The sequence below is a fragment of the Corallococcus carmarthensis genome, from assembly GCF_003611695.1.
GTDB lineage: Bacteria > Myxococcota > Myxococcia > Myxococcales > Myxococcaceae > Corallococcus > Corallococcus carmarthensis.
Map to the genome: position 1 here is coordinate 1 of NZ_RAWE01000197.1, position 19,357 is coordinate 19,357.

Annotated in this window: 19 protein-coding genes; 8 read left to right on the plus strand and 11 right to left on the minus strand. The window is 70.9% G+C overall.

Features of this window, described 5'->3' with window-relative positions:
- The first annotated feature begins 94 nt into the window (after nt 1–94).
- Together D7X32_RS34490 and D7X32_RS34495 are read left to right on the plus strand one after the other, a co-directional pair.
- A complete protein-coding gene (locus D7X32_RS34490; protein WP_120606820.1) occupies nt 95–613 on the plus strand; it encodes a hypothetical protein in 519 nt (172 codons plus the stop codon).
- A 182-nt stretch (nt 614–795) separates the two neighbouring features.
- On the plus strand, nt 796–1,092 hold the full coding sequence (locus D7X32_RS34495) for a hypothetical protein (protein ID WP_120606821.1): 297 nt from the start codon (nt 796–798) through the stop codon (nt 1,090–1,092).
- A 119-nt stretch (nt 1,093–1,211) separates the two neighbouring features.
- On the opposite strand, the gene D7X32_RS46045 is transcribed toward D7X32_RS34495, so the two are convergent.
- Complete coding sequence (locus D7X32_RS46045; protein ID WP_120606822.1) at nt 1,212–1,814, minus strand: transglycosylase SLT domain-containing protein; 603 nt, start codon at nt 1,812–1,814, stop codon at nt 1,212–1,214.
- Between the two features lie 108 nt (nt 1,815–1,922).
- Complete coding sequence (locus tag D7X32_RS34505; RefSeq protein ID WP_244239341.1) at nt 1,923–3,152, minus strand: S1 family peptidase; 1,230 nt, start codon at nt 3,150–3,152, stop codon at nt 1,923–1,925.
- 221 nt (nt 3,153–3,373) lie between these two features.
- Here D7X32_RS34505 and infC point away from each other — a divergent pair, with 221 nt between their 5' ends.
- Complete coding sequence (infC, locus tag D7X32_RS34510) at nt 3,374–4,126, plus strand: translation initiation factor IF-3 (protein WP_120606835.1); 753 nt, start codon at nt 3,374–3,376, stop codon at nt 4,124–4,126.
- Nucleotides 4,127–4,245: 119 nt separating this feature from the next.
- Here infC and D7X32_RS34515 read toward each other — a convergent pair whose 3' ends face one another.
- The 5 genes from D7X32_RS34515 to D7X32_RS34535 all read right to left on the minus strand — a co-directional run bounded on the left by D7X32_RS34515 (nt 4,246) and on the right by D7X32_RS34535 (nt 9,330).
- A complete protein-coding gene (locus D7X32_RS34515; RefSeq protein WP_120606823.1) occupies nt 4,246–5,700 on the minus strand; it encodes a hypothetical protein in 1,455 nt (484 codons plus the stop codon).
- A 152-nt stretch (nt 5,701–5,852) separates the two neighbouring features.
- Entirely contained in the window at nt 5,853–7,313 is a 1,461-nt protein-coding gene (locus tag D7X32_RS34520) for a DHA2 family efflux MFS transporter permease subunit (protein WP_439329035.1), read from the minus strand.
- Nucleotides 7,314–7,494: 181 nt separating this feature from the next.
- A complete protein-coding gene (locus tag D7X32_RS34525; RefSeq protein WP_120606824.1) occupies nt 7,495–8,037 on the minus strand; it encodes a hypothetical protein in 543 nt (180 codons plus the stop codon).
- 12 nt (nt 8,038–8,049) lie between these two features.
- Entirely contained in the window at nt 8,050–8,418 is a 369-nt protein-coding gene (locus D7X32_RS34530) for a hypothetical protein (protein WP_341868162.1), read from the minus strand.
- Nucleotides 8,419–8,436: 18 nt separating this feature from the next.
- Nucleotides 8,437–9,330 (minus strand): hypothetical protein, encoded by an 894-nt coding sequence (locus D7X32_RS34535; RefSeq protein WP_120606826.1) that lies wholly within the window; start codon nt 9,328–9,330, stop codon nt 8,437–8,439.
- 170 nt (nt 9,331–9,500) lie between these two features.
- On the opposite strand from D7X32_RS34535, the gene D7X32_RS34540 reads away from it, so the two are divergent.
- The 4 genes from D7X32_RS34540 (at nt 9,501) to D7X32_RS34555 (ending at nt 15,641) form a co-directional block, all read left to right on the plus strand.
- Nucleotides 9,501–11,642, plus strand: coding sequence for a M3 family metallopeptidase (locus D7X32_RS34540; protein ID WP_208752634.1), 2,142 nt, complete (start codon nt 9,501–9,503; stop codon nt 11,640–11,642).
- A 286-nt stretch (nt 11,643–11,928) separates the two neighbouring features.
- Nucleotides 11,929–13,575: a DUF1592 domain-containing protein gene (locus tag D7X32_RS34545; protein ID WP_244239342.1), complete on the plus strand. Its 1,647-nt coding sequence runs from the start codon at nt 11,929–11,931 to the stop codon at nt 13,573–13,575.
- A complete protein-coding gene (locus tag D7X32_RS34550) occupies nt 13,572–14,900 on the plus strand; it encodes a DUF1552 domain-containing protein (RefSeq protein ID WP_120606827.1) in 1,329 nt (442 codons plus the stop codon). The genes D7X32_RS34545 and D7X32_RS34550 overlap by 4 nt, the downstream gene beginning before the upstream one ends.
- Nucleotides 14,901–14,987: 87 nt before the next feature.
- On the plus strand, nt 14,988–15,641 hold the full coding sequence (locus tag D7X32_RS34555; protein ID WP_244239343.1) for a CAP domain-containing protein: 654 nt from the start codon (nt 14,988–14,990) through the stop codon (nt 15,639–15,641).
- Here the strand turns inward: D7X32_RS34555 and D7X32_RS34560 are convergent.
- The 3 genes from D7X32_RS34560 to D7X32_RS34570 all read right to left on the minus strand — a co-directional run bounded on the left by D7X32_RS34560 (nt 15,635) and on the right by D7X32_RS34570 (nt 17,553).
- Nucleotides 15,635–16,573 carry a hypothetical protein gene (locus tag D7X32_RS34560; protein WP_244239344.1) on the minus strand — a complete coding sequence of 313 codons (939 nt, stop codon included), beginning with the start codon at nt 16,571–16,573 and terminating at the stop codon, nt 15,635–15,637. The genes D7X32_RS34555 and D7X32_RS34560 overlap by 7 nt on opposite strands.
- An 81-nt stretch (nt 16,574–16,654) precedes the next feature.
- Nucleotides 16,655–17,332 (minus strand): tetratricopeptide repeat protein, encoded by a 678-nt coding sequence (locus D7X32_RS34565; RefSeq protein ID WP_120606830.1) that lies wholly within the window; start codon nt 17,330–17,332, stop codon nt 16,655–16,657.
- An 8-nt stretch (nt 17,333–17,340) separates the two neighbouring features.
- Nucleotides 17,341–17,553, minus strand: coding sequence for a hypothetical protein (locus D7X32_RS34570; protein ID WP_120606831.1), 213 nt, complete (start codon nt 17,551–17,553; stop codon nt 17,341–17,343).
- A 114-nt stretch (nt 17,554–17,667) separates the two neighbouring features.
- Here D7X32_RS34570 and D7X32_RS34575 point away from each other — a divergent pair, with 114 nt between their 5' ends.
- Complete coding sequence (locus tag D7X32_RS34575) at nt 17,668–18,279, plus strand: CAP domain-containing protein (protein WP_120606832.1); 612 nt, start codon at nt 17,668–17,670, stop codon at nt 18,277–18,279.
- Nucleotides 18,280–18,307: 28 nt separating this feature from the next.
- On the opposite strand, the gene D7X32_RS34580 is transcribed toward D7X32_RS34575, so the two are convergent.
- Nucleotides 18,308–19,141 (minus strand): dienelactone hydrolase family protein, encoded by an 834-nt coding sequence (locus D7X32_RS34580; RefSeq protein ID WP_120606833.1) that lies wholly within the window; start codon nt 19,139–19,141, stop codon nt 18,308–18,310.
- Between the last annotated feature and the right edge of the window lie 216 nt (nt 19,142–19,357).

Below are 19,357 nucleotides of genomic sequence, written 5' to 3' on the forward strand. Positions count from 1 at the left end.
CCGGGGGAATCCCCTGGAAATGCCAGGGGTTACTGAACACGTGTCCAGACCTCCGAACGGAGTGGGACCTGGCGACCCGTCACGTGAACCGGGCATGTCAGACCCCTCCCGTAGAAATGATCGCGTGAGCCACTCGACCCCGCCATCGTCTCCGTCGCGAGTCCTGGAGCAGCGCAACCTCCTGGGAGGCCTGGACCTCCTGCCCGTGATGGGCCGGGGCAGCCGCAAGCGCGCGCGTCAGTTCCACGTGCCCACGGAGCGGAAGCTGGGGTTCGCCGCCGCGCTGGCGCTGGTGGTGGAGCACGGGCGGGAGAAGGCCAAGGAGACGGGCACCACGTCCATGACGCGCTGCCCGCGCTGCGGCCACGTGGGGCCCACGGAGCAGGACTTCGGCTTCCGCATCATGAGCCAGGGCCAGCGCCGTCCGCAGTCCTGGTGCCGGGGCTGCCGCGGTCAGCACCTGGAGCCGGTGAACGCCTCCGCGCCCCGCCCCGAGGACGGCTGGCTGTTCCCGCCGGAGACCACGGGCAAGCAGACGGCGAAGCCTGCGGGCAAGTCCGGCAAGCCCAAGGCGAAGAAGCGCGCTCGCCGCGACAACGAAGACCTCACCTGAGTCGAGCGTGCCGCGCCTGGCGTGATTCCCCACTCGGGAGAGCGCCGCCCGCGTGCCCCCTGCCATCCCGCGCCACCGGGCGCCCGCGTCCCGCATGCTCCCGGAGCGGCCCTTGTCCCGCCCGTCGCCAGGGATGGCAACACTCCGCCGGGGTCCCTACCTCTTCTCAAAGGAGGACCTCCATGTCCGTGCGGACCCGATTGGCAGGTATCAAGAACAAGCGACGCGTGAGTGCCCATGCGGCCCAGCCGAGCGTGCAGGCCAGCAAGGGGCGCAAGACCCTGGCCCATGACGATGAGGCGGCGCTGTTGCGGCAGAAGGAGCTGAAGCGCGTGACGCTGGGCCCCGCCGCTGGCGACCACGGCCCCAAGCGCAACAACCGGGGGACGGGGCTGCGGGGGCGCAAGAAGGCCCCCAGCCAGATCCACATCAAGCGCGCGGGCGGCCCGCACGAGCGCTCCCGGCTGCACGGAGGCTGAAGCGCCGCGAAGGCCGCTGGAACGACGACGCCCCGCGTGGGAGACGGAGTGCCCCTCGTGTTCGAGGGGACCGCCTTCCACCGCGGGGCGCGGTGCGTCTGGCTTCTTCTCAGCGCCGGTCAGTAGCCGACGTAGCCGCTGCCGCTGTTGAGGCCCTTGATGCCGGGGACGTTGGACACGGAGCCGTAGCGCTCGATGGAGTAGCGGACGCCCGCGATGATGTTGTCCACCGGGTTGCGGATGTTGTCGTGGCCGGGGAGCTTGTACGCGTCGAACGTCGGCTGGATGGTCTGCATCAGGCCGATGGACGGGGTGCCCTTCTGGGCGTTGGAGTCCCAGTTGTTGATGGCGTTCGGGTTCCCGCTGGACTCGTGCTGGATGATCTTCGCGATGTCCTGGGGGTTCATCTTGTCCGTCGGGACGCCGTTGGCCTTGAGGATGTCCATGGCCTGCTTGATCCAGTCACCCACCTGGCCCGGGGGCACGTCGCCCACGGCCTGCGAGCCCTGGGTCTGCTGCGCTCCGCCCGTCAGGTCCGGCCCCTTGGAGACACCCTGCGCCTGGAAGTCATCCTTGCTGCCCGGGATGTTGAGGGTCGCATCCGCGTAGATGAGGTCCTTGTTGGTGATGTTCGGGTTCGCCTTCACCAGCGAATCCACGTCCGTGTTGAAGCGCTTGGCCAGCGCGCTCAGCGTGTCACCAGACTTGATCTTGTAGTCCATGGGGGGAGGGACCTTTGCGATTGCCGAAAACGTCGATGCCTGATTCTCGAAAATGGGTTCGCGGAGTTTCGCCTACATTTGCGGTTCTGTAGGCGCTTTCACGCGGAGTCATGCCCGGAACCGACTTCCTGGAATCCTGCGGTGGGGCTGTCGCCACAACAGCCCCAGCAGGACGGCGAGTGTAGCGCCCAGGTCTCCGGGACTCGCGGCGCACCCGCATTTGACGTCGGGCCGGTCCATCTCCGGTGTCGTCGGGTCAACGGTGGCCTCGCACGGGGTGAAGCAGCGGCAGGCATCGTCCCCGTCCACCTCCAGCCGGGCGCAGATGCCGCGGGCGCCACAGGCGGCGTCGTCCTCGCAGGCGGCCCCGTAGGTCCCGGCCTGGAGCGCGGGCAGGAGGCACCGGGCGGGGGCGTCCCCGGCGGCCACGCAGAGCAGGCCCGAGGGACAGTCCGCGTCCCCGGCACAGGCCTCCCGGCAGAGGGCCTCCAGCGGGAGAGGCGCGGACGGAGCCGGGGGTGGAGCCTCCTCCAGGAAGGGGCGGAGGAACTCCCCCAGCGCGTCCACCCGCACCTGGACGGCCTCCGTCCGGCAGGCCACGTCACCGCTGACGGTGAGCCCCTGGAGCACCTCGTTCCCCTCGGGGCCGCCCAGCACCGGGCCTCCGCTGTCGCCCACGCAGGTCATGGCCGGGGCGGGGCCCGCCTGGAAGGCGCTGGCGGTGACGCCCGTCACCTGGAGCAGGCCCTGGCGCCGCTGGCCCGAGGACCGGGCCGCGTCCTTCGTGTCTCCGTAGCCCACCGCCCGCACCGGGTCTCCCGGCGCCACCGGGACGTCGCCCGCGCTGGGGAGCCGGAAGGGTGGGACGTCCGTCACGGGCACCGCCAGCCGCAGGAGGGCGGCGTCCCAGGCGTGCGTGGCCGGGACGTAGTCCGGGTGGGCCACCGCCCTTGTGACTCGCGCGAACCGTCCTCCGGGACCCGGTTCCGGGAGGAGCGTGGGGCCCAGGAAGACCTCGTAGGGGCCTGACTCCCCGAAGACGGACAGGCAGTGCGCCGCCGTCAGCACCACGTCCGGGGCGATGAGGGCGCCGGAACAGAGGAGCACCGGCGCCTCGCCGCCACAGCGTGTGCGCCGGGCCACCAGCGCCACCGCCGCCCCGTCCCCGGGTGCGTCCGTGCCCTGGACCAGACGCTGGGTCTGGGCCCCGGAGGGCTCGGGAGCAGCCGGGCCACAGGAGGGCAGGCAGCCGAGCACCAGGGCGGCCCCGAGCGCAACCGTCCCCCGGGGTTGGCGTCCTGTCCGTTCACGAGCGGACGTGGTGGACCGTTTTGCCATGGGGCGCATCATAGGCAACAGGGGTCATGGGAATGGGGGGTGCCCCGCGTTACCTTGCCCCCGGGGGACGTGAACCGGATAGAGTCCGTTGCACGTCTCCCTGCCCCGAGGGGCGGAAGGCTTGTCTGCCTGCCTTCTCCGCCGGAGGGGACTGCCACATTGAAGGGCCCGCCACATCTTCACGGGTGGTGGGTCTGCAACCCTTTTTGGAGGATGTTCACATCATTCGCGAACAGAGAAACAGCAGCCGGGGTCCCAACAGGGACCAGAGAACCAACCGCCGCATCCGCGCGCGGGAAGTCCGTGTCGTGGGCTCCGACGGTTCGCAGCTCGGAGTCATGACCATCGAGGCGGCGCTTGAGAAAGCCCGCTCCGAGTCGCTCGACCTGGTCGAAGTCAGCCCGATGGCGAAGCCGCCGGTCTGCAAGATCATGGACTACGGCAAGTTCAAGTACGAGGAGAAGAAGAAGGCCTCGGACGCGAAGCGCACGCAGGTGGTCATCCAGCTCAAGGAAGTGAAGCTCCGTCCCAAGACGGAGGAGCACGACTACGAGTTCAAGGTGCGCAACACCCGCCGGTTCATCGAAGAGGGCAACAAGGCCAAGGTCGTCATCCAGTTCCGCGGGCGTGAAATCACGCACAAGGAGTTGGGCAGCGCCATCCTCGATGACGTCATCAAGGACCTGAAGGACGTGGCGGTGGCGGAGCAGCTGCCGCGCATGGAAGGCCGGCAGATGTACATGATCCTGGCCCCCACGCCGAAGGTCGCGCAGAAGGCACGCGAGCAGGCTCGGCAGGCCGCGGCGGCCGCCCGCAAGTCCCCGCCCCCGGGCACGGGAAAGAAGCCCCAGGCGGCCGGTGCGCCGGGTGCGGACGGTGCCTCCACGGCCCCGGTCGAATCCGATGGTGCCAGCGACGCCGACGCCGACGACACGACGGACGAAGCGCCGGACGCCGCGCCCGCGACGACGTAGCCGTACGCAGGCTCGCGTCTCCCCTCGCCGGGAGACGCGCCCACGGGCGGTGCCCCTCGGGATTTCCGTCCCGGGGAGACCGCCCGCGTTCGTTTCCGCCCAGGGGAAGCCCTGCCCCGCTAGCCGGGCAGGAACCGCGTGCGCCGGCGGCGGCCCCAATCCATCAGGATGAACGTCACGCCCACCGCGAGCATCGCGCTGGCACCGCCACATCCGGCGGCCATCGCCTGCTGGGAGGCGCCCGTCGCGGCGCTCGCCAGCACGCCAGGGTCCTGCGGCGGCTCGTACGAAGACGGGCCGCTGGTGGCGATGAACCGCTCGCCGTCCTCCGCGTCGCCGGCCGTGGCCTGCTTCGCCGCGACGGCCTGGGACTTGAGCGACGACGCGCTGGTGGAGAAGAAGGACAGCCGGTAGCTGGAGCCGGAGGACGGCTCGATGCCGAAGAAGCACACCAGCGGCACACCCGAAGGCAGCACGTCCGGCGCCGACGGGTAGCCCGCGAAGCCGGACACCGACGCCAGCTCCTTGCCCGCGCCCGGCTTGCCGCTGGAGGACAGCGCGCGGACCCACAGCCGGTAGCCGGCGCCGTCGCTCCGGGGCTGATTGTAGAAGAGGTACAGGCTGCTGCCCGCGCGCACGAGCGCCGGCTGCGAGGCCCAGTCCCCGTCCTCCAGCACCTTCACCGCGGAGCCGAAGCTGGAGCCGTCGAAGCGGCGGTACATCAGCCGTTCGGAGTTGTCCTTGTAGACCAGGTGCAGGCCGCCATTCCCGTCCGCCACCGCGCTCATCGCGGCGCCGTGGTAGATGCCGTCGGAGAAGGCGGTGCGCGTGGAGGACCAGCTGGACACGGACGCGCTGTCATCACGGATCCGGTAGTGCGTGGTGTCGTGGCCGTCGTGCGAGCTCCACAGCATCATCACCCGGCTGCCCAGGCTGATGAGCCGCCCGCCCCCGCGCTTCGGGATGTCACGCGCGAGCGCGGACTGCGTGCGGAAGGTGGAGCCGCCGTCGCTGCTCACGGAGATGACCAGCGTGTTGCTGGCGTCCTTCTCCCGGAAGAAGGCCTGCACCCAGAGCCGGCCCTTGGAGTCGCGCGCCAGCTCCGCGCGGTAGTACGCCGTGCTGGAGCTGGTGGAGTCGAAGACGCGCACGGGCGTGTCCGGGAGCCAGTGGCTCTTGGACGCGCTGTAGCGCCACCACTGGAAGTACACGTCGCGGGACGTGGAGCCGCCAATCCCCGTGCTGTCCGGCGTCTCCACCGCGTAGACGAGCGCCACGTCCCTGCCCACCGCCACCAGGTCCGCGCGGTCGTAGGTGGAGCCGTCGTGGATGACGCCCTCCTGCTTCCAGCTGCTCCCGCCGTTGTCGCTGCGGAACAGGCGCAGGCCGTGCCCGTCCTGCCCGCCCTGCTGCACGGCCGCGAGCAGCACGGAGCCCTCGCTGCGTGACACGCGCACGACGTGCCGGTGCGCGGGCAACGTCAGCGCGTTGCCACCCCGCACCGGGATGGCCGAGGGCGGTGTCGCCGCCGTCATGCCCGCCAGCAGGAGCCCTGTGAGTGCCGCCCAACCCATTCCCACCCCCTCCGTTGGATTCCTCGCGAGGAAACTGGTGGGCGGGGAGGGGCGAAAGAAGGTGGGAAAAAGAGGCGTCGCCTGCCCGCCTGCTTCGCGACGGGGGTCCGCGCGGAAGCCTTGCAACGGTGGGAGCGTCGTTCGCTGAACGCTCAGCCGCGCGCGGCGGCCCTGCCACCGATGTGTTCGCCCGCATCCGGACGCAGCCGGCGGAAGAGCGGCCCGGCCAGCGACGACACGAAGCCGATGGCGAGGAACGGCAAGAGGAAGCGGTCCGGCGTGAGGCGCACGTCACCGCCGCCGCGCGCCACGTGCAGCATCAGGCCGCCGAAGCTGATGCCCACGCTCAGCGCCATCTGCTGCGTCACCACCGCGACGGTGGAGGCGTTGCTCACCGCCTCCTTGGGGAGGTCCGCGTAGGCCACCGTGTTGGTGGCGGTGAACTGCAAGGAGCGCATGAACCCGCTGCACACGAGCGTGATGACGATGAACGGGATGGGCGTCCCCAGACCGAAGAAGGCGGGCACGGCCGTCAGCGCGGCGGTGAGCAGGTTGGAGGCGACGAGCGTCTGGCGGAAGCCCACGCGGCGGATGAGCGCGGGCGCCACCGGCTTGCACGCGAAGGCGCCCAGCCCCGTCCCGATGGTGACGAGCCCCGCCTCCAGCGGCCCCCAACCCAGGGCCACCTGGAAGAGCAGCGGCAGGAGGAACGGCGTCGCCCCCAGGCCGATGCGCACCAGCGCGCCGCCCACCATGCTGGCGCGGAAGGTGTCCACCTGGAACAGGCGCAGGTTGAGCACCGGCCGAGGCGTGCGCAGCGCGTGCCGCACGTAGGCGGCCAGCGCCCCGATGGCGACCAGCGTGATGCCCACCTGCACGGGCCACGGCACCAGGCCGATGCCCACTGTCTCCGCCGTGCACATCAGCGCGGTGATGGCGACCACGGCGATGGCGAAGCCCTTCGTGTCGAAGGGGCCGGGGTCCGGCTGCTTCAACGGGGGCACGAAGCGCGCCACGGCCCACATGCCCAAGAGGCCCACCGGCACGTTGATGAAGAAGATCCACGGCCAGTCCGCGACGCCCAGGATGAGGCCCGCGAGCGGCGGTCCCAGCAGTGGCCCCACCAGCGCGGGCATGGTGAACCAGCTCATCGCGGACACCAGCTTCTCGCGCGGCGCCGAGTTGACGACGATGAGCCGCCCCACCGGCGTCATCAGCGCGCCGCCCAGCCCCTGGAGCGTGCGGAAGAGGACCAGCTGCGCGAGCGACTGCGAGAAGCCGCACAGCACGGAGCCCGCGAGGAACACGACCATCGCGGTCATGAAGACGCGGCGCGGACCGAAGCGGTCGGCGATCCACCCGCTCGCGGGCGCGAGCACCGCCAGCGCCAGGATGTACGACGTCAGCGCGAGCTTGAGGTGGACGGGGTCGGTGCCGAACGCCACGGACAGCGTGGGCAGCGCGGTGGACAGCGCCGTGGAGTCCAGGAACTCCATGAACAGCGCGCTGGCCACCGCGATGGATGCCAGCCGGGAGCCTCGGGAGGAGGACGTGTTGGAAGGCCCGGTGGACGCAGTCGCGGTGGAAACGGACACGTCCTTTTCTATGCGCATGCCGCACCGCGCCTGTCACGCCCCCGTAAACGCCGTGCCGTGCCCGGCAGAAGCACCCGTACTCCCAGCGCGAAGCGGTGGGTGCCCACCGGTGAAGAGGGCACGGCAAGCCGTCCGGAGGGCAGACGGGCGGGCACCGTTTCCGCCGCGACCGCTCCGACGGGGCGCCCCGAACCCTCCGTCAGGGCTCCGGCGGTTCGTTCCGGGCGGCGTCGGCCAGGGTGCGGGCCTCTTCGCGCAGCTCATCCAGCCGGACGCGGTGGCGCTGGAGCAGCGCGTCCACCTGGTCGACGCGGGCCTTGTCCCCGCGCGCCCGCGCCTCCTGCCGCTCCCCTTCCAGCCGCGACACGTCCCGCCCCAGCAGCGAGGCGATGTGCTCCGTCTTCTCCAGCTTCCAGCGCGCCGTCTGGGGCTGTTCCTCTTCGATGGGGTCGTTCGCTTGCGGAGGCGCGTTGGCCACCTCCGGCTCCGGCGGCACGTCCCCGGGCGCGGGCGGCACCACCGTGGCGTGGGGCGGCGCGGGGTCCGGCGTCCGCACCGGCACCGCACGCTCCGGCGCGACCCGGGCCGCCGTCACCGGGCCGGTGGCCGCGGGCGGCGGCGGGCACACGGTGGGTCCGGACGGGGAACGCTCCTCCCGGGACGACCACAGCAGAAGCACGGCGCCGAGCGCGGCCACCAGCACGCCCGCGCTCCCCAGCATCACCCGCTTACGGTTCCGCATCGTCCTCACCCCCTACAACCGAAGTCGCCAGCCGTCACCCTGGCGCTCCACCCGGAAGAGGAACGGCTCCGAGCGCTCCGTTCCTCCCTGCGACACGCGCGCTCGCACGAGCACCGCGTCCGGGTCGCGGCCATCCACCTTCGCATCCAGGACGTCCACCAGGCCCATGCCGTGCTCGCGCAGGTCCTTCACCGTCTCCTCGCACGAAGGCACCCCCTGCCCGGTCACCAGCAAGGGGCCCAACACCGCGCAGTCCCCGGACGGCAGGGCCTGGAAGAAGCGGCGCACCACCGCCTCCCCGGCCTCCGCCTTGGAGGACGTCGTGGACGTGCAGCCGAGCGCGGCGAGCCACAAACCCGCCGCCCCCACCGCGTGTCTCACCGCGCGTCCCATCCGGCCTCAGTAGCAGTTGGGCGCGAACAGCTCGTCGTCCGACGCGGACACGAACTGATCATCGCAGTAGCCAGACGCCAGCACGTGACCGTTGCGCACGCAGCCGTCGTGGTTGGTGGCGTCCAGCGTGTACTGCGTGTCGCCACCGCAGCCGCCGCCGCAGCGGCCGAAGCAGTTGCCCATCACCTTGGGGCGCGACCAGTGGTCCGGCTCGCCGCACACCCAGGTGCTGCCGTTCATGTAGTACTCGTCGCCGCTGCACGACGTGTGGTCACCCAGCTGGGCGATCTGCTGGTTCTTCGCGTTGTCGAAGCCGCCCACGTTGCAGTCGTGCTTCGCGTACGAGTACCAGTTGTACGTGCCGCCACAGCTGCCCGTGTTCTTGCCGCCACACTTGGCGTAGCTGCACAGCATCGTATAGCCGCGGTTCTGCTCGCCCATCACCGTGCGCTTGAGCGTGACGCTCGTGGGCTGCTGCGACCACAGGCCCACCGCGCGGCGCAGGTACATGGCCTCCGGCGACGCCGCGTCACCCTGCGGCAGCCCCTGGTTGAGCGCTCCGTAGAACGCGCCCAGCAGCTCGCGGTCCGCGTCCACCACCTGCGTGTCCTGCACGTTCGCGTCCGCGAAGCCGTCCAGCGTGGACACGCCCGACGCCGGGTCCATCAGGCCCGTCAGCGTCATGCCGTGCATGCGCACCTCCAGGCGGTACACCCCGGGCTCCACCTCGCGCGAGGCGAAGGACACCGTCTGCCCGTCGTGGCCCCAGGTGCCCTCGGTCAGCCCCGTTCCGGAGGTGAGCGACAGCCCCTCGGGAGAGGCCGGCGGGGCTTCCGTGCCCGCACCGCCACAGCCCCACATCAGCAACGCCGCGACCGCACCACCCAGTGCCTTGCGCATCCGTTTCACCCTCCGGCCAGGACAACTTCCAAGAATTCGAGGCGAGCGCGGAATTACCGGGCGGCTGGACGGGACACAAGGCTGGGTGCGTCAGGCAGGGCACCCAGGCATCCGGACGGCACCGCGGGGCTGCCTGGCCGTTCACGGCGGACGGGCGCGGAGGGGCGGGGATGTGGCATGACGGGCCCGCGAAGCAGGTCGTTCCCCTTGTGGAGGAAGTCCCTTTGAAAATCCCCGCGCTCACCGTGGTGGCGGCGCTCGCCGCGACGGGTTGCTCCAACGGAAGCATCACCCAGAACCGCGAGGCCCTGGCCCGCGTCGCCGCCAACGCGTCGAAGCCCCAGCTGGCGCCCGTCAAGGGCTCCGAGCCGCTGGCGGGCACGCCGGACGCATACAAGGCCCTGTGCAAGGCGGACCTGGAGCGCGCGCAGGCGCAGGTGACGGCGCTGAAGAAGCTGGATCCGAAGACGAACGGGATGGGCGTCCTCAAGGCGTATGACGAGGCGCAGACGGCCCTCATCAACGCGGCCAACCGCTCCAGCCTCACGCATGAGGTGCACCCGGACGCCGCCATGCGGGACGCGTCCCGCGAGTGCGAGCAGCAGGTGGACGCGGCCAACGTGGCGCTGTCGCAGGACCGCGGCGTCTATGACGCGCTGTCGCTGGTGGACCTGTCCAAGGCGGACGCGGCCACGCAGCACTGGATGAGCCGCACGCTCCTGGAGTTCCGCCGCGCGGGCGTGGACCGGGATGAGGCCACGCGCTCCAAGGTGAAGACGCTCAACGAGGAGATCCTCAAGCTGGGCCAGCAGTTCGGGCAGAACATCGCGGAGGACACGCGCAGCGTGGCCTTCACGGCCAAGGACCTGGACGGGCTGCCGGAGGACTACAAGAAGGCGCACGCGCCGGGCGCGGACGGCAAGGTGGTCATCACCAGCAACTACCCGGACTACTTCCCGTTCATGACGTACGCGAAGAACGCGAAGGCGCGCGAGAAGCTGTGGCGCACCTACCGCCAGCGCGCGTTCCCCAAGAACCAGGCCGTGCTCGCGCAGCTCATCGAGAAGCGCAACGAGCTGGCCACGCTCCTGGGCTACGACAACTACGCGGCCTTCACGACCGAAACGCGCATGACGCGCACGCAGCAGGCCGCGGCGGACTTCATCGACCAGCTGGCCCAGGCCACGGAGGCGCGCGCGAAGAAGGAGATGGCGGACCTGCTGGCGCGCAAGAAGAAGGACGTGAAGGGCGCCACCGTCGTGGAGCCCTGGGACCAGGACTACTACGAGGACCGGCTGCGCGCGGAGAAGTTCGGGTTCGACTCGCAGGCGGTGCGGCCCTACCTGGAGTACGCGCGGGTGAAGGACGGCGTGATGGGCATCACCTCCAGCCTGTGGGGGGTGGCCTTCCAGCCGGTGAAGGACGCCAAGACGTGGCACGCCGACGTGGAGGCGTACGACGTGGTGGACAACGGCAAGCCGCTGGGCCGCATCTTCCTGGACATGCACCCGCGCGACGACAAGTACAAGCACGCGGCGCAGTTCGACCTGGTGACGGGCGAGCAGGACAAGCGGCTGCCGGAGGGCGTGCTGGTTTGCAACTTCCCGCGCCCCGGCGACCTGATGACGCACGACGAGGTGGAGACGTTCTTCCACGAGTTCGGCCACCTGATGCACGCCATCTTCTCCGGCCACCAGAAGTGGACGCCCATCTCCGGCATCTCCACGGAGCGCGACTTCGTGGAGACGCCGTCCATGCTGCTGCAGCAGTGGGCGGAGCAGCCGGAGGTGCTCAAGAGCTTCGCCAAGCACCACGAGTCCAACGAGCCCATCCCCGCGGAGCTGGTGGAGAAGCTGCGCGCGTCGAAGGAGTTCGGCCTGGGCCTGTACGCGCGCCGGCAGCTGTTCCTGTCCGCGGTCAGCCTCCAGTACTACTCGCGCGCGCCGGGCTTCGACACGTCCACGGTGCTCGCGGAGCTGCAGAAGAAGCTGTCCCCCTTCCGCCACGAGTACCGTGACGGCACCCACTTCGAGCTCGCCTTCGGGCACCTGGATGGGTACTCGGCCGCGTACTACACGTACCTCTGGTCCTCCGTCATCGCGAAGGACCTGGAGTCGAAGTTCCAGGAGAGCGGCTACCTGGACCGCGACACGGCCATGCACTACCGCAAGACGGTGCTGGAGCCCGGCGGCTCCAAGCCCGCCGCGGAGCTGGTGAAGGACTTCCTCGGCCGGCCGTACGCCTTCGAGGCCTACCGCGCGTACCTCGACGGCGCCGCGAAGACGACGGGCACCGCGAAGGAAACGAAGTAACGCTGTCGTTGCATGCAGTGCCGCGCGCCGCCTGACCCGCCCTCCGGGGCAGGAGTCGGCGCGCGGTGCCTTCCCGGCCCAAGGGCCCTGCCCGGTCGCGGAACTCCCCTTCCCCACCCTGTCCCCCGCGCGTGCCCATCCCGGCCCCGGGGACGGAGCCGTGTGTCGGCCTGTCGTCGCGCCGGCGCTGGTGAGGGTCTTGCTTTGAAGCGCGCCCACCGGGGCCCTTTCGTGGCCCGGAGGAGGCGTGCGCGCGGTGACGGCCTGTGGTCGGAGATGGCGGAGGGTGGGCCTCGCGGCGGCGGTGGTGCTGGCCGCGAGCTGCAACGATTCTCCGCCCAAGGCGCGGGTGCTGCCGGGGCCGGATGCGCCTGGCAATACCCCCGTGGATCCACAGGACGCGCTGTGCCGCTCGGCGGCGCGCGACCCGGGCCGCGTCACGCTGCACCGCCTCAACCGCGCTGAATACAACAACACCGTGCGCGACCTGCTGGGCGACACAAGCTCGCCCGCGAGCAGCTTCCCGCCGGACGACCACGGCTTCGGCTTCGACAACAACGCGGACGTGCTCAGCATGTCCCCGCTGCTGATGGAGAAGTACTCACACGCGGCGCAAGCGCTGGTGGAGGCCGCGTGGGCGCGGGGTGCGTTCGGCGCCTGCGCGCTCGACCCTGCCCAGCCGGAGACGTGCGCACGCGAGCTGCTCAAGACCTTCGCGCGCCGGGCCTGGCGCCGGCCCGTCACTTCGGAAGAAGTGGAGCGGCTGGTCGGGTTCGTCGCGCTGGCCCGGCAGCAGGGAGACGCGCCGGAGGTGGGCGTGAAGCTGGCGCTGCGCGCGGTGCTGGTGTCGCCGCACTTCCTCTTCCGCGTGGAGTTGGATCCAGCCCCCACGTCCACCGCGCCGCACGCCGTGAGCGACCTGGAGCTGGCGAGCCGCCTGTCCTACTTCCTCTGGAGCAGCATGCCGGACGAGGCACTGCTCCAGGCCGCGGAGTCCGGCCACCTGCACGAGCCGGAGGTGCTGGAGGCGCAGGTGCGGCGCATGCTGACGGATCCCAAGGCCCACGCGCTGGTGGACAACTTCGCGGGCCAGTGGCTCTACACGCGGGCGCTCGACTTCTCCCAGCCGGTGTCGCGCTACGGCTTCGACGAACCGCTGCGCGAGGCCATGCGCCAGGAGATGCAGCTCGTCTTCCAGGAGTTCGTCACCGGCGACCACCGCCTCAAGGACCTGCTGGACGCGCCCTTCACCTACGTGAACGACCGGCTGGCCACGCACTACGGCCTGCCCAAGCCGGGCACCACCGCGATGACGCGCGTGGAGCTGGAGGGCCACCCTGAGCGCGCGGGCCTCTTCGGGAAGGGGGCGCTGCTCACCGTCACCGCCAACCCGGACCGCACGTCGCCGGTGAAGCGCGGCGTCTGGGTGCTGGAGCAGCTCCTGTGCAAGGGACCGCCCCCGCCACCACCCGACGCGGGCGGGCTGGCCCCGGCGGTGGACCCCTCGCTGAACATCAAGGCGCGCATGGCGCAGCACCGCGCGGACCCCACCTGCGCGGGCTGTCACTCGCTGATGGATCCGCTGGGCTTCGGCATGGAGAACTTCGACCCGGTGGGCCGCTGGCGCACGAAGGAGGAAGGCGGCGCGGTGGTGGACTCCAGCGGGGAGCTGCCCGGAGGCAAGACGTTCCAGGGCGTGGCGGAGATGCGCGCGGTGGTGAAGCAGGACCCGGACCTGTCCGCGTGCATGACGCGCCACCTGCTCACCTACGCGCTCGGGCGCGGCGCGGAAGATGACGACCGCTGCACCGTGCGCGACATCTCCAAGAAGGCCGAGTCCCAGGGCGGCCGCCTCACCGACTACATCCTCGCCATCGTCCGCAGCGACGCGTTCCTGCAGCGGCGTGGCGAGGCGGAGGGACCGAAGCCATGAGCCGCACTCCTGTCCTGTCCCGCCGGACGCTCCTGCGTGGCATGGGCGCGCTGATGGCGCTGCCCCTGCTGGACGTCATGCGCCCGCGCACGGCTCGCGCCGCCACGCCGGCCCCGCGCCGCTTCGTGGCCTTCTACACGCCCTGCGGCATCCACATGCCCAAGTGGACGCCCGGGGGCGTGGGCGCGGAGTGGTCCCTGACGCCCACGCTCGCATCGCTGGAGCCGGTGAAGGGAGACGTGCTGGTGCTGAGCGGCGTGGACAACCTGCCCGGCAGGCCTGACGGCGACGGCCACCACGCCGCCGCGACGGCCGCGTTCCTCTCCTGCGTGAAGGCGCGCAAGACGGAGGGCACCAACATCCGCACCGGCATCTCCCTGGACCAGGTGCTGGCGAACGCGGTGGGCAAGGCCACGCGCTACCCGTCGCTGGAGCTGGGCATCGACCAGGGCCGGGGCATTGGCAACTGCGACTCCGGCTACGCGTGCCCGTACGCGAACAACATCGCGTGGGCGGGGCCGTCCACGCCCGTGCCCAAGGAGACGAAGCCCCGCGCCGCGTTCGAGCGGCTCTTCGCGGACTTCGACCCGGGGGTCACGCAGGAGGAGCTGGCGAAGCGCAAGGCGTACGGCCTGAGCATCATCGACGCCGTGCGCGACGACGCGAAGGCGCTCCAGGGGAAGCTGGGCACCACCGACAAGCGCAAGCTGGACGAGTACTTCACCGGCGTGCGCGAACTGGAGCTGCGCGTGAACGCGATGGACGGCACGGGCCCCACGTGCGGCGCCGCCGTGGAGCCCGCGGACAGCGAGGACGTGCGCGAGAAGACGAAGGCGATGCTGGACCTCATCGTGCTCGCGTTCCAGTGCGACCTGACCCGCACGTGCACCTTCATGCTGGGCAACGCGCGCAGCCAGCGCGTGTATTCGTTCCTGGGACTGTCCGGCGAACACCACGCGTACTCGCACCACCAGCGGGCCCAGGCCAACTACGACGCGCTGGTGAAGATAGACAAGTGGGAGGTGGAGCAGTTCTCGTACCTCCTCCAGCGCATGAAGGGCGTGCTGGAAGAGGGCGGCACGCTGCTGGACCACAGCGCCGTGTACTTCTCCAGCGAGATCGCCGACGGCAACATGCACGAGCACAAGAACCTGCCCATCCTGCTCGCGGGCCGCGCGGGAGGCGCCATCGCCCCGGGCCGCCACATCCGCTACGAGGGCCAGCCGCTGGCGAACCTCTACGTCGCCCTGCTCAACATGTTCGGCGTGCCCACGGCGACCTTCGGCGACGACGGCTCGGCGCCCCTGCCGGGCCTGGGCGCGTAGGGCAGGAAGGCGCTCGGGCACCCCGGGGGCCGCCTGCTTCGTTCAGTTCGGCTGCGCGCAAGGCGCCAGTGCGGAATGATTCCGCGCATGGCACTTCCTGTGTTCCGTCGCGGGCTCGTGGTGTTGTTGCTGGCCTCGTTGCTCGGCTGTGGCTCCAGCGCGAACGCGCAGCGTCCGGTGTCCGAGTCCACGAAGAAGGCCGCGGCCAACGCCGCCGCTCGAAAGGCGCCCTCGGCCACGCCCGCGCCCCCGGAGGGCACGCGCAAGCCGCTGCCGTCCGCCGCGGAGCTGAAGCGCGACATGGTGGCCGCGCACAACGAGGCGCGGGCCAAGGCCTCGCGTCCCACGCCGAAGCCGGCGCTGCCCGCGCTCACCTGGTCCGACGAGGCCGCGCGCAAGGCGGAGGCCTACGTGAAGGAGTGCCGCTTCGAGCACAACCCGGACCGGGGCACCTTCGGAGAGAACCTGGCCGCCGCGACGCCGGACACCTGGAACACCGCGCAGGTGGTGAAGGGCTGGGCGGACGAGTCCGCTGACTACGATTACGCGTCCGGCAAGTGCAAGGCCGGGAAGATGTGTGGCCACTACACGCAGGTGGTGTGGCGCACCACGAAGGCGGTGGGCTGCGCGACGCGGCTGTGCACGAAGAACTCGCCCTTCGGCGGGAACGTGAAGACGTGGCAGCTCTGGGTGTGCAACTACGCGCCGCCGGGCAACTGGGTGGGCGAGAAGCCCTACTGAGCCGCGAGCGTGATGACTTCAATGCCGCTCGCCGTGCCCACGGCGAAGCGGCGGTGCGCGGCGTCCATCGCGAAGTGCGGCGGGGGCGGCAGGTGGTGGCGCATGCTGCTCAGCACCTTGCCCGTGTCCAGGTCCTCCCAGCGCTGCACGACGCGGCCGGTGGTGCGGGACACGAGCTTCGGGTGGCCGAAGAAGTCCACGATGTGCTCCGCGTCCACGACCATCAGCGGGCCCGCGGGCTGCTCCAGCTCCACCTCCGACAGCACCTTCTTCTCCGCGAGCGAGTACGTGCCCAGGTAGAAGGTGTCGCCGTCGCGGGACTCGTCCACGCGGACGAACACGAGCGTGTCCCGAGCCCCGAAGGCCACCGACGTGAGGAAGATGCCGTTCTCCACGCCGTCCATCAGCGCGGCGCTGTCCAGCGACGCGGGCTCCTCCAGCGCGCGGGGCACGTCGAACACCGACGCCGCGTCCACCGGGTGCCAGATCCACCCCGCGCTCGCCAGGTAGCGCCCGTCCGGGCTGAACTGGAGCCGCGAGTGGAAGATGTCCGCCGGCGTGTTGTCGCGCTTCGTGAGGCGCTCGCCCGTGGCGGCGTCCTCCAGCTCCACCACGCAGTACGACTCCGGGCAGTGCGCCAGCAGCGTGCGTCCACTGGGGAGCGTGTGCAGGGCCACGGGATAGTCGTGGACGTGTGCCTGGTAGAAGTCGCGCATGAGCTGCCGCACCACGCGCGTGCCGTCGAGCAGCAGCCCCGCCGTCCCCAGCGATTCGTACAGCACGCTGTAGCGGCCGTCCGGGGACATCACCGCGCGGTCGAAGCGGTACGCGTAGCGCACATGCGGGTCATCGGTGCTGCCGTCCAGGTGGTAGCGCACCAGTCCGCCCACCGGGTCCACCAGCGCGTCGCCGCTCCAGCACAGGGAGGACACGGCGCACGGGGTCTTCAGGGTCTGTCTCTGGAAATCCATGCGCCGGGGACGGAGCTGCCCGGCGCGTCCTGACGGGCCCGCTCAGGCGGGGATCATCGTCAGCAGCTGCTGCGCCTTCGTGCGCAGCTCCTTGTCACCGCCCTCGAGGACCTGCTCCGCGTGGTGGCGGGCCTTCGCCGGCTCACCCAGGCGCAGCGCCAGCGCCAGGTTGAAGTGCGTGGTCGGGTCCGCCGGGTGCGCCTCCAGCACCGGCGCCAGGACGCTCGCGGCGAGCGCCGGGCCCTCCTGGGGCACGTGCTCCAGGTAGTGCACCGCCAGGTCGTTGGGCGCGCCCGTGTCCGTGGGCGCCCGCGCGACAGCCTCTTCCAGCAGCGTGCGCACCCGGCCGCGCTGGCCCGCGACGTCCAGCGCCCGCGCGAGCTGCCTGCGGGCCTCCACGGACTCGGGGTCGCGCTGGAGGACCTCCTCGAAGAGGGGCACGGCCTCCGTCAGCTTGCCGGCGAGCAGCGCGGCCATGGCGTGCAGGCCGATGAAGTTGGGGTTCTCCGGCGCCAGCTTCCGCAGCCGCAGCGCGGCGGCCAGGGCGTTCTGCGTGAGGCCCCCGAGCAGCGACAGGTTGAAGATCTCTTCCCAGAGGACCGCGTCGTCCGGCGCCAGCGTCAGCGCGTCCCGCAGTTCCTGAAGCGCGAGCCCCAGGTCCCCCGTCTCCAGATACGCCCGCGAACGTTCCCACTGCGCGCGGTAGGACTCCTTCGCCATCGTGCCCCTCAGCCCCGGAACATCTTGTGGAACAGCCGCATGAACATGCCCGACTTGGGCGCGGTTTCCGGGCGGCCGGACTGCTGCTGCTGCGCCTCCGACTGGAGGTCCAGCTTCATCTTCAGCTTCTTCAGGTCCGGGTCGATGGAAAAGGTGCTGAACTCATCGTTCCCTTCAAGGGCTGTCTGGATCTTCCGCGCGCGGGATTCGTCGTGGCTCATGTCGCGTCTCCTGACCGAACCTCCACCCTAGCACGGGGCACCGGGCCCTCCCCATCCGGGCTGCCCCCCTGTCCGCTTGCCCGCACACCCACCCACGCGCGGATAATCCCTCCCATGCGACGCCCTTCCCGCTTCCGTCCCCTGTCCGCCGTCGGTCTGCTCACGCCGTTCCTCCTGCTCGCCTGCATCCCTGACGGGGACTCGGACGACACGACCGCGGACGCGGGCACCCAGGAGGACGGTGGCACCGGCACCGATGGCGGCGGCGTGGAGCTGACGCAGTTCGCCCGCGACATGCTGGAGGCCCACAACGCGGCCCGCGCCGCCGCGAAGCCCGCGCCGTCTCCCGCGCTGGAGCCGCTCACGTGGGACCCCGAGGTGGCGGCGGTCGCCCAGAAGTGGGCGGACAACTGCAGCTACGAGCACAACTCCGGCCGGGGCAACGCGGGAGAGAACATCGCCGCCGCCACGCCGGACTACCTGAACACGAAGGCCGTGGTGAAGGGCTGGGTGGACGAGGTGGCGGACTACGACTATTCGAAGAACACCTGCGCGGCGGGCAAGGTCTGCGGCCACTACACGCAGGTGGTGTGGCGCAACACGCGCCGCCTGGGCTGCGCCACGAAGCGCTGCACCGTCAATTCGCCCTTCGGCGGTTCGGCCTGGGACTTCTGGGTGTGCAACTACGCGCCCCCGGGCAACTACGTGGGCCAGCGCCCGTACTGAGAGCCGCTGGCCCCGGCCCCGCGTGCCTTCAGCGCTTGAGCGTGCGCGCGAGGAACGCGGACGTCTCCGCCCAGGCGGACGCGGCGGCGCGCTCGTCGTAGCGTCCGCCGGACGGGTTGGCGAAGGCGTGGTCCGCGTCGTACTCCACGATGCGGCTTCGCACGTTGGCCTCGTCCAGGGCCTTCTCGAAGGCCTGCACCGTCTCCGGCGGGATGGACTTGTCCTTCGTGCCGAAGATGCCCAGCACCTGCGCCTTGATGGTGGACAGCTCCCGAGGATCCGTCACCGGGTGGCCGTAGTAGAGGACCGCCGCGCTCAGCTCCGGGATGGCCATGGCGGTGCGCAGCGACCAGCCGCCACCGAAGCACCAGCCGATGCTGCCGGTGCGCGGGGCCTGGATGCGCGGGTCGCCCTTGAGGAACGCGTGCGCGGCCAGGAGCGTCTTCGTGGCCTGATCCGCGTCCACGGACTTCACCAGCGCGAGCGCCTCGTCGGGGTTGGTGCCCACCTTGCCGTGGTAGAGGTCCACCGCGAGCGCCGCGTACCCCTCCGCCGCCAGCCGGTCCGACCAGGCCTGCACGTGCTCGTTGAGGCCCCACCACTCGTGGATGACGATGATGGCGGGCAGGGGGCCCTTCGCGTTCGGGGGCAGGCTCAGGTAGGCCTTGGAGCCGTCGGACAGCTGCACCTCCTGGCCCTTGCGCTCAGGGGCGGCGTCCGTGCGCAGGGTGTGCATGGCCTTGAACTCCTCTTCGGAGACGGCGCCCGTGGCGGAGGGCGTGCGCGCCACCTCCGCCGGACTGCCCGTCGCGCAGGCGCCCAGCATCAGCGCCGCCGCCAGCACCCACGTGAGCCTCTTCATGTCCGGCCTCATCGTCCGTGTCCTTTCGGGGCCCGGGGGTCCCGGACCGCTTCGCGTGCCTTTCGGGCGTAGCGCGGTGGGGGCGCCAGCGCCAGCGCGGTGAACGAACGCGAAGAGGGCCGGCGCGAGGGAAGTCCCCCACGTCCGGCCCTCGTTCTCACCCCTCCCGCGAAGGGGAGGTGGTGGCTACTTCGTCGCCGGGGGCGGCTTGGCGGC

What these genes read in the sequence shown, in the direction of transcription:
- D7X32_RS34490 (WP_120606820.1), top strand. Translation starts at nt 95, where the DNA reads ATGTCAGACCCCTCCCGTAGAAATGATCGCGTGAGCCACTCGACCCCG.
- D7X32_RS34495 (WP_120606821.1), top strand. Translation starts at nt 796, where the DNA reads ATGTCCGTGCGGACCCGATTGGCAGGTATCAAGAACAAGCGACGCGTG.
- D7X32_RS46045 (WP_120606822.1), bottom strand. Translation starts at nt 1,814, where the DNA reads ATGGACTACAAGATCAAGTCTGGTGACACGCTGAGCGCGCTGGCCAAG.
- D7X32_RS34505 (WP_244239341.1), bottom strand. Translation starts at nt 3,152, where the DNA reads ATGGCAAAACGGTCCACCACGTCCGCTCGTGAACGGACAGGACGCCAA.
- D7X32_RS34515 (WP_120606823.1), bottom strand. Translation starts at nt 5,700, where the DNA reads ATGGGTTGGGCGGCACTCACAGGGCTCCTGCTGGCGGGCATGACGGCG.
- D7X32_RS34520 (WP_439329035.1), bottom strand. Translation starts at nt 7,313, where the DNA reads ATGCGCATAGAAAAGGACGTGTCCGTTTCCACCGCGACTGCGTCCACC.
- D7X32_RS34525 (WP_120606824.1), bottom strand. Translation starts at nt 8,037, where the DNA reads ATGCGGAACCGTAAGCGGGTGATGCTGGGGAGCGCGGGCGTGCTGGTG.
- D7X32_RS34535 (WP_120606826.1), bottom strand. Translation starts at nt 9,330, where the DNA reads ATGCGCAAGGCACTGGGTGGTGCGGTCGCGGCGTTGCTGATGTGGGGC.
- D7X32_RS34540 (WP_208752634.1), top strand. Translation starts at nt 9,501, where the DNA reads ATGTGGCATGACGGGCCCGCGAAGCAGGTCGTTCCCCTTGTGGAGGAA.
- D7X32_RS34550 (WP_120606827.1), top strand. Translation starts at nt 13,572, where the DNA reads ATGAGCCGCACTCCTGTCCTGTCCCGCCGGACGCTCCTGCGTGGCATG.
- D7X32_RS34555 (WP_244239343.1), top strand. Translation starts at nt 14,988, where the DNA reads ATGGCACTTCCTGTGTTCCGTCGCGGGCTCGTGGTGTTGTTGCTGGCC.
- D7X32_RS34565 (WP_120606830.1), bottom strand. Translation starts at nt 17,332, where the DNA reads ATGGCGAAGGAGTCCTACCGCGCGCAGTGGGAACGTTCGCGGGCGTAT.
- D7X32_RS34570 (WP_120606831.1), bottom strand. Translation starts at nt 17,553, where the DNA reads ATGAGCCACGACGAATCCCGCGCGCGGAAGATCCAGACAGCCCTTGAA.
- D7X32_RS34575 (WP_120606832.1), top strand. Translation starts at nt 17,668, where the DNA reads ATGCGACGCCCTTCCCGCTTCCGTCCCCTGTCCGCCGTCGGTCTGCTC.
- D7X32_RS34580 (WP_120606833.1), bottom strand. Translation starts at nt 19,141, where the DNA reads ATGAAGAGGCTCACGTGGGTGCTGGCGGCGGCGCTGATGCTGGGCGCC.